Here is a 13965-nt window from a genome sequence, read left to right as displayed (position 1 = left end):
TTGGCCCTCCGTTCTCTACTTAGTCGCGCAGGCTTTCTTCGCGCAGACCATCCGCCAGCAGGTTCAACCCCAACACCAATGTCAGCAAGGACATGGCTGGCGCGATAGCTACGTGTGGATAGATCGATAGCAAACGACGCCCGGCATTGATCGTAGTGCCCCAGTCCGGGCTTTCCGATGCAAGGCCCAACCCGAAGAACCCCAAGGTGCCCAACAGGATGGTTGTGTAGCCAATGCGCAGGCAGAAATCGACGATCAGTGGGCCACGTGCGTTGGGCAGGATTTCCCACAGCATGATGTACCACGGACCCTCACCGCGGGTTTGTGCAGCTGCCACATAGTCACGCGTTTTGATATCCAGCGCCAAGCCGCGCACAATACGAAACACTGTGGGGGCATTCACAAACACCACGGCGACAAAGACCACCAAAAGACCAGGGTCAATGTCGAACCCGTCCAGAAGCGCGGGCAAGCCCGGGATCGCGTAGGTCGGCGTTTCAACCAACGAGCCATTGGTGCTGACCATCGACAGATATAGCCACGCCCCAAACCCCAACACCACAGTCAGCAGCGGCGTGCGCAGGCTGGGTTGGGTGTAAAAGCGCGAATTCAGTAAGATCGCGATGAAAATCAACGGGAAGATAAACAACACCAGTGCCATGTAGCTCGGTAGCCCGGTCAACCTGATCTCAGGGGTGACAAGCAGATAAAACAGCAAGATCACAGGAAACGCGAGGATGAGGTTGGCGACAAAGCTCAGGATGGTGTCCAGACGTCCACCGTAATAACCCGCTGGCAGGCCCAGCGTGATGCCCACCATGAATGCAAAGATCGTCGCAAAGGGTGCAATTTTGACCACGGCCCAAGCGCCTTCAAACAAGCGGCTGAATACGTCACGGGCCAAATTGTCACCGCCTAGCAAGAACCATTGGTAATCGCCTTCCTCAGCGCCGCGCAGGGGCGTTCCGGGTAGTTTGTTCTTCATACCCGAATACTGGCTTAGTGTGTCATGGGTTGGGATCAGTTCCAACGCACCACCAAAGAAGCCCGCATAGACCCAGAACATGACAAGGCCAAAGCCGATCATGCCAATGGTGCTGTCAAACAACTTGCCATAAAGGCCCAGCTTGCGCTTGAAGGTGATTGACAGCGCATAGGTGATTATCAAGGCGATCCAGACGGGCAGCAACTGCTGGGCCATGCCCCCGATGATGCCAGCACTTGTTCCCATAAATATGCCAAACAGTACGTATAGGACGACAATTGTGAGTGTTGCCAGCATGGCATAATGCACGATCATTCCTACAAATCCAGCCAGCCCTTTGTCAGTGGCCATCGTACCGTCCGCATAAACCGCGCGGTTGCCACCAGAGGGCGCAAAGCTTGCGACGATCTGCACAACAAGTGCGATCACCAGCACAGTCACTGCAAGAAAGAGAAAAAGATTAAGCGGCGAAAGCGCTCCGGTCCAAGTGAGTTGTTCCATATCTGTGCCCTCCCTTATGAAATGCGAATGCGTGGATTGAGGAAGACATATCCGATGTCAGAGATGAGCTGCGTGAACAGCACCACCACAACGGATACAACCGAGACGGCCAACAAAAGCTCGATGTCGTTGTTGCCAGCGGCTTGCACCAGCACCCATCCAAAACCTTTGTAGTTGAACAGTATCTCGACAATGACGACCCCGTTTAACAGCCACGGGATCTGCAACATGATCACCGTAAACGGGGCAATCAGGGCATTGCGCAACGCGTGCTTGAGAACGATGTTGCGAAAGGACACACCCTTGAGGCGCGCGGTGCGAATGTACTGCGCGGTCATGACTTCGGTCATCGAAGCGCGTGTCATACGTGCAATATACCCCATTCCATACAGCGAAATGGTGAGGACAGGCAGGAAGAAGTTTTTGAAATTGGCACTTTCCATTGCAGAGGTGGCAGAGCCTTTGAACAGGGTCTTGCCCTCAATCCAGCCCCAATCCGCCAGCAGCGGTGACAGACCAAATTTCGATGAGGCGAGAACGGCAATAAAGATAACACCGGATACATATTCAGGTGTTGCTGTACTGACGATCGACACTGTTGATAGGGAACGGTCCAGTTTTGAACCCTCTCTCATCCCAGCCAAGACACCGATGAGCAGGGCCATCGGAATCATGAGAACTAAAACCCAGAACATCAGCTTGGCCGTTAAGCCAAGGCGCGTGGCGACAATGCCGCCCACGTCATCCTTAAAGACAGTTGATTGCCCCCAATCCCCTTGTAACACACCGCAAAAGCTACGGCGTTCGTCCTCTGGGGTATTCTCCTTAAAACAACGGCCAATCGTTGTGCCGTCTTCTTTTTCCGTAACCCAACCGGGCGCAACACCCACCCATTGTGCAAATTTGATAGGCAGTGGCTTTAAATAGCCGCGATCCCCAAGATAGGAGGTAACGGCCTCGTCGCTCATTCGGAAGTTGCCTTGCGTTTTGGCAAGTTTTTCGAGATTCGGATAAAGGTTCGTCAGCCAGAATACGATGAAAGTCAGGCAAAGTGCCGTCAGTAACATCACACCCAGACGTCTGAGAATGAATAGTCCCATGAATGTTAGCCCCTGTCGTTGGCTGCAAGCAGGTTGATCCTACTTCTTGGCTTTGGGCATTTGCCCTTGATATGCGGGAAGGCCGCAGCGAAAGCCGCGATATGATACGCAAATTGAATTGCGCGTCGATTTCTCCCCCAGTCCGTTTTCAGACTTTTAGAATGTTCAAATGACATTCCTTGGACACCATCAGGCACGACTAATGGGGCCGCGTCAATGTCGCTGAAGGACACTTTGTTGTCTTTAACCGACATCAACTTGCGTCACGGTAGAAATTTAGGGAAAGAAGTATCGCGCAAAGGGCGTTTTATTGTGCGGCCCTTAAGCTGTTTGTAGGTCGTGGTTTTTGCTGGGCTATGCTGGTTTTCTGCGCTGGTGTGCGCAACTGGCTGGGCGAGCTGCCCGCGTGGTGTTGCATGAAACGGGTGAAATACGCGGCGCTGCCAAAGCCCAGATGTTTTGCGATGTTGCGCGCGGGGTGGTCTGTGGTTTCTAACAATGTGCGCGCGGCGTGAACCACTCGTTCGGTTAATAGATCAGCGGCTGTCTTGCCTGTTGCGGCTTTGACGGTGCGGGTTAGGTGCGTAGGTGTGACACTCAATTTATCCGCATAAAATGACATTGATGCACCAGAGGTGTAATTCTCGGGGATCAATTGCGCAAAGCGCTGGGATAATCGCTCGCCAGCGCTTCGTTTGATCGGGACATGTTCCTCAAGCGCAATTTGACGGCGCAACCAGACTGACATCAAAGAGACATGCGCTTCTAGTGCGTCTTGTGACAAGGGCCGCGATTGGCTTTGCTCACGCTGCGCTACTTCGATCAATGCCGTGAGCTCGGATTGAATGTGAATGTCGCGCACCCGCAAGTGACGCGCCATATCAGGAAGGCGCAGCGGAGTGCCCTCAGGTATGATCACCACCTGACCCAAACTTTGGGGGCCGGGTTCAATTGCGAATAGGGCATGGGCTGGAACAAATACCGCGTTATGGGTGCCCAGACCACGCCTGCGGCCATCCAGCAAAATTCGCCCCTGTCCACGGGTGAACCAAAACAATGTATGGTATGGCCTGTCATGCGCCAACCCTAACCGCCAGGGCGAGGTCCCGACGATCTGCGCAAGAGATTGGATGTTTAGCTGTGTAAGGCTCATCGTATGGCTATCTCCGGCGCCGCTAAAACGCGACAACCACAACCATAGCGAGATTAATTTCAAAGGAAAACAACTAAACGTCCTCGCTGATGGGGGGTATTTCAGGTAGGGTAAGCTTCTGCCACGCAGCCATTTTACTGCGAATCCAAGTGCGTTGGCGCTTGGCGTATTGTCGTGTGGCAATGATTGCGGCATCTCGTGCTTGCGCAAGTGTGAGGGTCCCGCGCAGGTGCGCGATGAGTTCTGGCACACCAATGGCTTTGTGCGCAGGTAGTGTCGGATCATAGTGCGGCTCAACTGCGCGGACTTCGTCCAATGCGCCGCCTGCCATCATCAGATCAAAGCGCTTTTCGATGCGCGCGGCAAGCCAGTCCCGATCAACATCCAACGCAATCGGAGTACAATCATCAAGATGCAGCAAAGGCGGTGGCGTTTCGGCCTGCCACGCTGCCAATCCGCGGCCCGTACTTTGTAAAACCTCCCAAGCGCGTTGCACCCGTGCGCGGTTTGCCAGATCAATGCCTGCTGCCGTTTCTTGATCCAGTCCCGCACTGAGCGTTTCAAGTGGCACGGTATCGGCGTGTTTGCGCATGTCAGCTGGCGTTTGTGGGATCTGCGCGAGCCCTTCGGTTAACGCCTGAAAATACAAACCAGTGCCGCCCACGATGATGGGGCGCTCGCCTTGGGCGATGATCGCCTCAACCTCGCGCAGCCAATGGCCTGTGGAATAGGACGCATCATCGGGCAGGTGACCATAGAGGCGGTGCGGCGCCTGTGCTTCTTCGGCAGCTGAGGGACGGGCAGAGATCACGCGCCAACAGCCATACACCTGACTGGCATCCGCATTTACAATAACGCCACCACGTGTGGCAATTTCCAGCGCAAGCGCAGATTTACCCGATGCTGTCGGCCCAGCAATCAGGACTGGGCGATCAGCCGGAATCGTATCCAGCAGCATGGCGGTTGCAGTTTGTGACATTTCTTTGCTCCTCCTAGCTACGCTGCATTGAATGTTTTCGCTATTTGCGACATTTTAAGCCAAAGCGAAAGCCTCACGTCAAAATGCCCTCGAAAGGTCCCCCCAACCATGTCTGATACTTCTCAATCTTCCTACAATCGGGTGATGCTCAAAATTTCAGGTGAGGCTTTGATGGGAGATCAGGGGTTTGGCCTTCATCCGCCAACAGTTGAACGCATCGCAAAAGAAGTGAAATCGGTCCATGATATGGGCGTTGAGATCTGCATGGTGATTGGCGGTGGTAACATTTTCCGCGGGCTGCAAGGCTCGGCTCAGGGGATGGAACGGACCACAGCGGATTATATGGGGATGCTTGCAACTGTTATGAACGCGCTGGCGATGCAATCTTCGTTGGAAGCTGAGGGTATTCATACACGTGTGATTTCTGCAATCACTATGAACGAAGTGGCCGAGCCGTACATCCGCCGCCGCGCTGTGCGCCACCTTGAGAAAAAGCGGGTGTGCATCTTTGCCGCCGGTACGGGTAACCCGTATTTTACCACCGACACGGCCGCCACCTTGCGCGCAAACGAGATGTCCTGCGAGGCGATCTTTAAGGGCACCAAAGTGGACGGCGTTTATGACAAAGACCCAGCAAAGCACGATGACGCAGTACGCTATGATACAGTGAGTTATGACGATGTGTTGGCCAAACGTCTTGGTGTGATGGATGCATCTGCTATTGCACTGGCGCGCGACAATAACCTGCCAATCATTGTGTTCTCACTGGATGAGCCGGGTGGGTTCAAAGGGATTCTTGCGGGCGAGGGCACCTATACCCGCGTTCAGGGCTAAAGTGCGGGCACCCATCTAAAATTTACCGTGATAAGTTCAATATGATGACGCAAGACCTCTTTAGGACTTAGGCCTAAAGAGAGGATTTTTAATGGACTCTACATACCTGCCGAAAGTCTACCGCGTTGTGGGCCATGTAACGGGGACTGATATCGGTCTGCTTACGGATAAAACGAGATTTTCGGAAGTTGTTACAACCGAAGATGAATTTCATGAAATCTATGAGCAGTGCTGTGAAGAGCTGGGTGTGTCGCTCCCGTTGATCCTGAACTCGATGCCGATGTACAGACAAAAGCTGGGGGAATTTGCACTCTCTAGTTTGCGGAACCTAGCCTCGTTTAACAAACGGGCCGATGCGTTGCTGGCAAAGCATGACGTGCAAATCGAGGATGAAACCCTTGGGAGTTTGGCGCAGTCCATGCGTGAAAATGCCTATGTTTCAAGTGGTGAGTATTGGCCGCCGGAAAGTCCGCCTCGTAGCAAAACATATGTTATCTCTTGGGCACTTGGCTTGCTTGCTGCGGCAGTGATATTTCCATATCTGTTCACTCTGGCACCGTGCAGTATGGTGGGCTCAAAATGCATATTGCCGACATGGTGGCAAATGAGGAAAATGTTACCCTTTACGCTGTCTGGTGCCGGGCTGATTATTGCGTTTGCTTATGTGCCGGGACTTCTTTTGATGGCGGGCAAGGGCCTCCCAAAACCGACACTGGCAGAGCTGCGGAAAGAGTGAAGCCGTGATTTCAGAATGCGCTGTCGCAACTCCGCGCAAACCACGGCTTGTGAGAAACCACACTGGTCATTCGCTGTTGTCTTGAGATATACGTAATCAAATTGCCAAAATAGGCGGACAGGACGGGAAGATACCACATGTCAGAAGATTTTATGCTTGATACCGACGATCTGGAGCGCCGCATGGCGGGTGCATTTGCATCCCTACGGACCGAATTTGCGTCGTTGCGCACAGGTCGCGGCTCTGCTTCGATGCTTGAGCCAGTGATGGTAGACGCCTATGGCTCAATGACGCCAGTCAATCAAGTTGGTACCGTAAACGTACCAGAACCGCGTATGGTGACGATTAACGTTTGGGACAAAGCGCTGGTTGGCAAAGTAGAAAAAGCCATCCGCGAAAGTGGATTGGGTATCAATCCGCAGCTGAACGGCACCATCATCATGTTGCCAATCCCTGAGCTGAACGAAGAACGTCGCACACAGCTGACCAAAGTTGCGGGCGGCTATGCCGAAAACGCACGTGTCAGCATCCGCAATATTCGACGTGATGGCATGGACCAGATCAAAAAGGCCAAGGCCGATGGCATGTCCGAAGATGACCAGAAGATCTGGGAAAGCGAAGTTCAAGAACTGACCAACAAGAACATTAAAGCGATTGATGATCAGCTTGAAACGAAACAAGCGGAAATCATGCAAGTTTAATCGACGTTTACATCGATAGGGCTGGTTACGGTTCTATTGAGGTAAAACCATTCCTAACAATAGGCTCAGTACCATGCGTAAGACGTTATGATTAAACGCGCTAAACCCAGCCCTGAGCCTTTGCCCAAACCCGAACCGGGTGGGCCACGCCATGTTGCGATTATCATGGATGGCAATGGTCGATGGGCCACTCAGCGGGGGCGACCACGCCTGTTTGGTCACCATGCTGGTGCCAAACGTGTGCGCGAGATTGTTGAAGCCTGTCCAGATGTCGGGGTCGAATACCTCACGATATTTGCCTTCTCGACCGAAAATTGGAAACGGACTCAAGTAGAGGTGGCGGGGCTGATGAGCCTGTTTCGCCGCTACATTACCAAAGAAACACGCAGCCTCAGCGAGTTTGGTGTTCGGGTGCGGTTTATTGGCGACCGTGTGCGGCTGGATGACAAGCTAATCAAGCTGATGAACGATTTGGAAGAAGCGACATCCCACAACACACGTGTGCATCTGACGATCGCCCTTAATTATGGTGGCCGTGACGAAGTTGCGCGCGCAACCAAACGTCTTGCCCAAGATGTATCAGAGGGGCGGCTTGATCCTGAAAATGTGGATGAAGAAACTCTGCCAAAGTACTTGGATACTTATGTTCTTCCTGATCCCGACCTCGTGATCCGCACCAGCGGAGAGGCACGTATTTCCAACTTCCTTCTGTGGCAATCGGCCTATGCAGAATATGAATTTATCGACACGCTATGGCCTGATTTCACCCGCGAAGAGTTTGCGGCACTTTGTGCCTCTTACGGCGGGCGTGATCGGCGCTTTGGTGCGGTCAAAACCTGAGGATTGCAATGAGCAGCACAGAAAAATGGTCTGATCTGGCCACACGGGTCGGCTCCGGCGTTGCAATGGTGCTGGTTGGTGCCGTGTGCATCTTGATGGGCGGGCTGACATTTCACGTTCTTGTCGCGGTGATTTGCGGCTTGATGGTTTGGGAGCTTGTGGGGATGTTGCGCACGGATGCGGCGAACCAGCAGGTTTTGCTGGGGGCCGTTGCAGCAGTCTCGATTTTTGCTGCGGGGTATGTTTGGGCGGTATTCTCGCTGCTGCTAATCCTTGTTCCGGTGGTTGTTGGTTATAGTGTGCTAGAGCGTAGTCGCAGAGTTTATATGGCGTTTACGCTGATGATCCTTCTTTCTGGGATCTCCCTTATGTTGATCCGTGATGACATGGGTGGCGGTTGGATGCTGTGGCTTGCGTTTGTTGTTGTGATCACGGACGTGGTTGGATATTTTGCGGGCCGCGCCTTTGGTGGCCCCAAGTTTTGGCCAGCCATAAGCCCCAAAAAGACATGGTCAGGCACGGCAGCGGGCTGGATCGGCGCGGCAATTGTGGGGGCGGTTTTTTCAATCAATACAGGCACGGGTATGTCGTTGGTTTGGATTTCGATCTTGGTCGCTATGGCATCGCAGTTGGGGGACATCGCGGAATCCGCATTGAAACGTAAGATGGGTGTGAAAGACAGCTCAAACCTTATTCCTGGGCATGGCGGGCTGATGGACCGCTTTGACGGGATGTTGGGGGCTTCGGTGTTTGTGCTTTTTGTCATTCAATTTGTCGGTTTCCCAGCCGGATTGGGTTAAGCGGATGCGCAAGGTCAGCATTTTTGGTGCGACGGGGTCGATCGGGCAAAACACGATAGACCTAATCAAACGCGCGCCTGACGCCTACGAAGTCATTGCTTTAACTGGCGCGCGCAACATCGAACAATTGGCACAAGATGCCATTGCTCTAAAGGCGCAGATTGCAATTACAGCTGATGAAACGCGCCTAGATGCATTGCGAACGGCCCTAGAGGGCACAGGCATTCAAGCAGCGGCAGGTGCAAGCGCCATCGAAGAGGCGGCGCATCGCCCCGCTGATTGGATTATGTCAGCAATCGTTGGTGCGGCAGGTCTAGCACCTGGAATGGCGGCACTGGCGCAGGGCACTACATTGGCATTGGCCAATAAAGAATCGTTGGTCTGCGCAGGTAAATTGTTGCTGGAAACGGGCAGGGCGCATGGCGCCGAAATCCTGCCAGTAGACAGCGAACATTCCGCCGTTTTTCAAGCGCTTGTCGGAGAACCGATGGACGCGGTAGAGCGGATTATCATTACGGCATCAGGTGGGGCATTCCGCGACTGGCCCATTGAAGACCTCCCCAATGCCACGCTGGATCAAGCCTCTAGCCATCCAAACTGGGACATGGGGCAGCGTATCACAATTGACAGCGCATCGATGTTCAACAAGGCGATGGAAATCATTGAAACACGTGAGTTCTTTGGCATAGATCCTGAAAAAATTGAGGTCCTGATCCATCCGCAAAGCATGATCCATGCGCTTGTCGGGTTTAACGATGGGGCGCTTATGGCGCATGTTGGGCCGCCAGATATGCGCCATGCAATTGGCTATGCCCTGCATCATCCTGCGCGCCGCCATTTACCTGTTGAACGGCTGGACCTTGCGGCAATCGGCACATTTGAATTTCGCGCCCCTGATGATGCGCGTTGGCCGGCATTGCGGATAGCGCGTGAAGTGATGGCGCGGGGCGGCCTTGCAGGGGCTGTTTTTAACGCGGCAAAGGAAACTGCATTGGATGGATTCATCGAGGGACACCTCAAATTCACCCAAATGTCGGATGTTGTGGCGCAGACACTAGACGAGTTGGATGCACGGGGCGGTCATATTGATGCCACCATGACCCTTGATAACGTCTACCAAACAGATCATCTGGCACGTAAGGCGGCAAAAGCCGCTATAGAAAAAAGAGCAAGGTAGAGCATTGGATATCACAACACTTCTTCCGCAATTCGGCGGATTCATTTGGACAATTGCAGCATTTGTGATCGCCTTGTCGGTGATCGTCGCGATCCATGAATACGGCCACTACATTGTTGGTCGTTGGTGCGGAATCAAAGCGGATGTGTTTTCGCTGGGGTTTGGTCCGGTTCTGTATTCCCGTCATGACAAACACGGCACACGGTGGCAAATCGCAGCACTGCCGTTTGGTGGTTATGTGAAATTTGCAGGCGATGCCAATGCGGCATCCGGCAAAGACGAAGACGCAATGGAGCAGGTGGCCGACGATCCGGCGCGACTGCGTGAGACAATGCACGGCGCACCGCTTTGGGCGCGTGCGCTTACAGTTGTGGCGGGACCTGTGTTCAATTTTGCGTTGTCGATCATCATCTTTTCGGCCATCGCAATGAGCCTTGGCACAGTACGAGAGCCGTTGACCGTTGAAGCGTTAAAGCCGATGCCTGCAGAGGTTGTTGGATTGAAGAAAGGCGATATCCTACAGGCCATTGATGGGCGTGAAATACCGCCAAGCACGCAAACAGCTGAATACCGCGCGTATATGGATGCGGTGCCGCTTGAACCAGTCTTGGATTATACAGTGTTGCGTGATGGTACTTCCATTACCGTGTCTGGCCCTTATCCGCAGCCCGCGTTGATTGGCAGCGTTGGTCCAGAGACCGCAGCACTGGCGGCTGGATTGGCCAGAGGTGATGTGATTACAGGGATCGATGGCACGCCGACATTTGCGTTCAAGCAGTTGAAGGCGGCGGTCGAAAGCTCGGAAGGGCAGGCATTGCAACTAGATGTCTGGCGGAATGGCGAGGTGCTTGAATTTACGCTGGTGCCGAAATCCACGGATGAGCCTCAGGCAGATGGAAGTTTTATCAATGTTCTGCGGATCGGTATTTCAAGCGAGAGCGTGATCACCGCTGCCACCGATACCCCCGGCTTTGCCCAAGCGATCGAACGCGGTGTTGCTGGGACTTGGCGGATCGTAAATGGGTCGATTTCAGGCCTTTGGCATATGGCGACAGGGGCGATCAGCAGCTGTAACATGTCTGGCCCTGTTGGCATTGCAAAAGTATCAGGTGCAATGGCGAGCCAAGGCGCGATGAGCTTTATTAATTTTATTGCCGTGCTCAGTACGGCGGTGGGATTGTTAAACTTGTTCCCGATCCCCGCATTGGATGGCGGGCACTTGGTGTTCTATGCCTATGAAGCGGTCGTCGGCAAACCGCCAAGCGATGCGGCGTTACGCATTTTGATGACCATAGGCATCACGATGGTTTTGGGGCTGATGTTGTTTGCGTTGTTTAACGACCTGTTCTGCCCATAAGACCTATTTTGCCCGTAAGGGTAGAATAACATTGTGATTTTTTGCAAAAGCAGGGCGATTGCCTTGCTTTTGCCACATTTGCCCCCCGTGTTTGCCACATTTACCTGCCAAATATTAAGCTCAAGATTAGCAATGTAGTCGAGGAGCGACCCATGCAGGCAATTTCAAATGGTTACCGAGGTCTGAGTGTTCTTATGGACCTCAACTGGGATCTGGCATTGTATCTGTGCACCATCGTCTTTGCACTCTGTGCAGGCGCGTTTATGGGCTCACTTTACTAACTAATCTCTAAGACCCTGAAATAAAGTTACAGGTCTGCGCCCCGCGCGGGCCTTTTGACGTTAAAAGAGGCCTTGATGGTTTTGACAAGCCCGCTCTCGGAGGGTACTCAGGTTTCAACGGTGTTTATAAAAATTGGGTAACAACCATGAACCTGGGGTCTATGAAGCGTGCAACAGTTGCGCTTGAGCAGAACAACCAAATTCGATCAGGCCTTAAAGGGCTTGCATTTTCTTTATTAGTTACAACCGCTTGGGTTGCTCCGGCGCCACAAGTGTTTGCACAACAATACCAGTTTAAATCGGTTCGCATCGAGGGAAACCAGCGTATTGGTGACAGTGCAATCCTGTCTCAGGCTGGAATCGCCCGCGGTCAGGCCGTGAGCGCTGGTGAATTGAATGATGCGTTTCAGGCTCTGAATAACTCGGGTCTGTTTGAAAGCGTCTCGATTGAGCCGCAAGGCGGTACACTGACAATCACAGTGGTCGAGCTGCCAACGATCAACAACATTTCCTTTGAAGGTAACCGCCGGATCAAGGATGACGCGCTGAGTTCGGTTATCAATTCAACTGCGCGCCGTGTGTTTAATCCGGCCCAAGCTGAAAAAGATGCAAACTCGATCGCGCAGGCCTATTCCAACGATGGCAGGTTGTCAGCGCGGGTCCAGGCCAAAGTGATCAAACGCAACCAGAACCGAGTGGATCTGGTTTTTGAAGTTTTCGAAGGCGATAATGTTGAAATCGAACGCCTTAGTTTTGTGGGCAACCGCAAATACTCAGACCGTCGTTTGCGCCGTGTATTGGGAACCAAGCAGGCTGGCCTGTTCCGCCGTTTGGTGCGCCGTGACACATTTGTACAAGACCGGGTTGAATTTGATAAACAACTCTTGCGCGACTTTTACTTCTCGCGTGGCTTCGTCGACATGCGCATCAATTCGGTTAACGCCGAACTGACAGAAGAGCGCGACGGCTACTTTGTTGGCTTTAACGTCCAAGAAGGGCAGCAGTTCAAATTTGGTGAGGTGACTGTCACCTCTGAGCTGAACAATGTAGATGGGGATGTTTACTCTGGCTACGTAAAGGTCAAGCCGGGCGTTGTTTACTCTCCGACATTGGTTGATGCTGATATCGCCCGATTGGAACGTCAGGCGATCCGTGACGGTGTGGATTTTATGCGCGTAGAGCCGCGCGTCACCCGCAACGAACGTGATCTAACGCTGGATGTCGAATTTGTGCTGTCACGTGGCCCGCGCATTTTTGTTGAGCGGATTGACATTGAGGGTAACACAACAACGCTTGACCGTGTTGTGCGCCGCCAATTTGACAGCGTTGAGGGCGATCCCTTTAACCCGCGCGAAATCCGCCAATCGGCGGAACGTATTCGGGCGCTAGGGTATTTCGAGACTGCAGAAGTGAATGCCCGTGAAGGCTCCACGCCGGAACAGGTTGTCATTGACGTTGACGTTGAAGAAAAGCCAACTGGTTCCTTGAATTTTGGGGGTTCTTATTCGTCCTCTGATGGTCCGGGGGTTGCGATCAGCTTTGCTGAAGAAAACTTCATTGGGCGCGGTCAGAAACTTTTCCTCAATGTTTCAACAGCTTCTGATGCCCGCCGCTATGGCTTTCGTTTTGTAGAGCCATCATTGCTGGGCCGGGACGTGAGCTTTGGACTTGAGGTGGATTACTCCGAGACGAACTCTTCCTTCTCGACCTATGATACGACAAACATTAAAATCCAGCCTAGCGTGTCTTTTCCGGTGTCAGAAAACGGACGTATGCAACTGCGCTATACTGCAGAACAGAAAGAAGTCACCGCGCAGGATGAGAATGATGACGGCAGTGATTTCCACGGCGATATCATTGCGGCCGACATTGCTGCGGGCAAACTGACCAGTTCGTCTATTGGCTATTCATACAGCTATGACACGCGCCGCACAGGGCTTGACCCGAATGCAGGTGTATTGTTCCGCTTTAGTCAGGACTATGCAGGCATTGGTGGTGATCAGGAGTACATCCGTACAGTTGCTAAAGCTGTTGGAGAAAAGAAGTTCCTCAACGAGGAACTGACACTGCGTGCGACCCTCGAAGGTGGTGCACTGTCTTGGCAGGGGGGCACAAACCGTGCTGTCGATCGCTTTATCCTTTCCACATCCCAGATGCGCGGTTTTGAACCAGGCGGCATTGGACCACGCGATTCAAATTCTGCCGAAGGCGATACGCTAGGCGGCAACTTTTATGTTGTTGGCCGTCTTGAAGCGGAATTCCCTCTGGGTCTGCCGGAAGAATACGGCATTCGTGGCGGTGTTTTCTATGATGTGGGTAACGTCTGGGATTTGTCTGATGTCAATTTGAACGGCGGTACTGTGTCGGGCGAAAGCGGCTCATTCCGCCATGTTATCGGTGTCTCTATCTTCTGGGATACGCCTGTTGGTCCGTTGCAGTTCAACATCTCGGATGCCATCCGCAAAGAAGAGTTTGACCGAGAACAAAAGTTCGAGATTACTCTTCAAACACAGTTCTAAAT

General features: G+C 52.9%; 13 protein-coding genes. 9 read left to right on the top strand and 4 right to left on the bottom strand.

What is annotated here, in order from left to right:
- Window positions 1-19 precede the first annotated feature (19 nt).
- The 4 genes from V7775_RS16065 to miaA all read right to left on the bottom strand — a co-directional run bounded on the left by V7775_RS16065 (window position 20) and on the right by miaA (window position 4718).
- Window positions 20-1486, bottom strand: coding sequence for an ABC transporter permease (locus V7775_RS16065; protein WP_335752919.1), 1467 nt, complete (start codon window positions 1484-1486; stop codon window positions 20-22).
- A 14-nt stretch (window positions 1487-1500) separates the two neighbouring features.
- A complete protein-coding gene (locus V7775_RS16060) occupies window positions 1501-2586 on the bottom strand; it encodes an ABC transporter permease (RefSeq protein ID WP_335752918.1) in 1086 nt (361 codons plus the stop codon).
- Between the two features lie 307 nt (window positions 2587-2893).
- Window positions 2894-3739 carry an AraC family transcriptional regulator gene (locus V7775_RS16055; protein WP_335752917.1) on the bottom strand — a complete coding sequence of 282 codons (846 nt, stop codon included), beginning with the start codon at window positions 3737-3739 and terminating at the stop codon, window positions 2894-2896.
- Window positions 3740-3812: 73 nt separating this feature from the next.
- Window positions 3813-4718, bottom strand: coding sequence for a tRNA (adenosine(37)-N6)-dimethylallyltransferase MiaA (gene miaA, locus V7775_RS16050; RefSeq protein ID WP_443070138.1), 906 nt, complete (start codon window positions 4716-4718; stop codon window positions 3813-3815).
- 108 nt (window positions 4719-4826) lie between these two features.
- Here miaA and pyrH point away from each other — a divergent pair, with 108 nt between their 5' ends.
- The 9 genes from pyrH to bamA all read left to right on the top strand — a co-directional run bounded on the left by pyrH (window position 4827) and on the right by bamA (window position 13963).
- On the top strand, window positions 4827-5552 hold the full coding sequence (gene pyrH, locus V7775_RS16045; protein WP_335752916.1) for a UMP kinase: 726 nt from the start codon (window positions 4827-4829) through the stop codon (window positions 5550-5552).
- Between the two features lie 91 nt (window positions 5553-5643).
- Window positions 5644-6288 carry a hypothetical protein gene (locus tag V7775_RS16040; RefSeq protein ID WP_335752915.1) on the top strand — a complete coding sequence of 215 codons (645 nt, stop codon included), beginning with the start codon at window positions 5644-5646 and terminating at the stop codon, window positions 6286-6288.
- A 137-nt stretch (window positions 6289-6425) separates the two neighbouring features.
- On the top strand, window positions 6426-6989 hold the full coding sequence (frr, locus tag V7775_RS16035; RefSeq protein WP_335752914.1) for a ribosome recycling factor: 564 nt from the start codon (window positions 6426-6428) through the stop codon (window positions 6987-6989).
- Window positions 6990-7076: 87 nt separating this feature from the next.
- The gene (uppS, locus tag V7775_RS16030; protein ID WP_335752913.1) at window positions 7077-7829 is read left to right on the top strand and encodes a polyprenyl diphosphate synthase; all 753 of its coding nucleotides are present in this window, start codon (window positions 7077-7079) and stop codon (window positions 7827-7829) included.
- A gap of 8 nt (window positions 7830-7837) precedes the next feature.
- The gene (locus tag V7775_RS16025; RefSeq protein WP_335752912.1) at window positions 7838-8629 is read left to right on the top strand and encodes a phosphatidate cytidylyltransferase; all 792 of its coding nucleotides are present in this window, start codon (window positions 7838-7840) and stop codon (window positions 8627-8629) included.
- 4 nt (window positions 8630-8633) lie between these two features.
- Window positions 8634-9806, top strand: a complete 1173-nt coding sequence (gene dxr / locus V7775_RS16020; protein WP_335752911.1) for a 1-deoxy-D-xylulose-5-phosphate reductoisomerase — start codon at window positions 8634-8636, stop codon at window positions 9804-9806.
- Between the two features lie 4 nt (window positions 9807-9810).
- A complete protein-coding gene (gene rseP, locus V7775_RS16015) occupies window positions 9811-11163 on the top strand; it encodes an RIP metalloprotease RseP (RefSeq protein ID WP_335752910.1) in 1353 nt (450 codons plus the stop codon).
- 152 nt (window positions 11164-11315) lie between these two features.
- On the top strand, window positions 11316-11444 hold the full coding sequence (locus V7775_RS16010) for a hypothetical protein (protein ID WP_335752909.1): 129 nt from the start codon (window positions 11316-11318) through the stop codon (window positions 11442-11444).
- A 161-nt stretch (window positions 11445-11605) separates the two neighbouring features.
- Entirely contained in the window at window positions 11606-13963 is a 2358-nt protein-coding gene (gene bamA / locus V7775_RS16005; RefSeq protein ID WP_335752908.1) for an outer membrane protein assembly factor BamA, read from the top strand.
- The last annotated feature ends 2 nt before the right edge of the window (window positions 13964-13965 follow it).

The sequence above is a fragment of the Sulfitobacter sp. genome (assembly GCF_036960155.1).
GTDB lineage: Bacteria > Pseudomonadota > Alphaproteobacteria > Rhodobacterales > Rhodobacteraceae > Sulfitobacter.
This window is presented reverse-complemented; position numbering and strand designations above follow the sequence as displayed.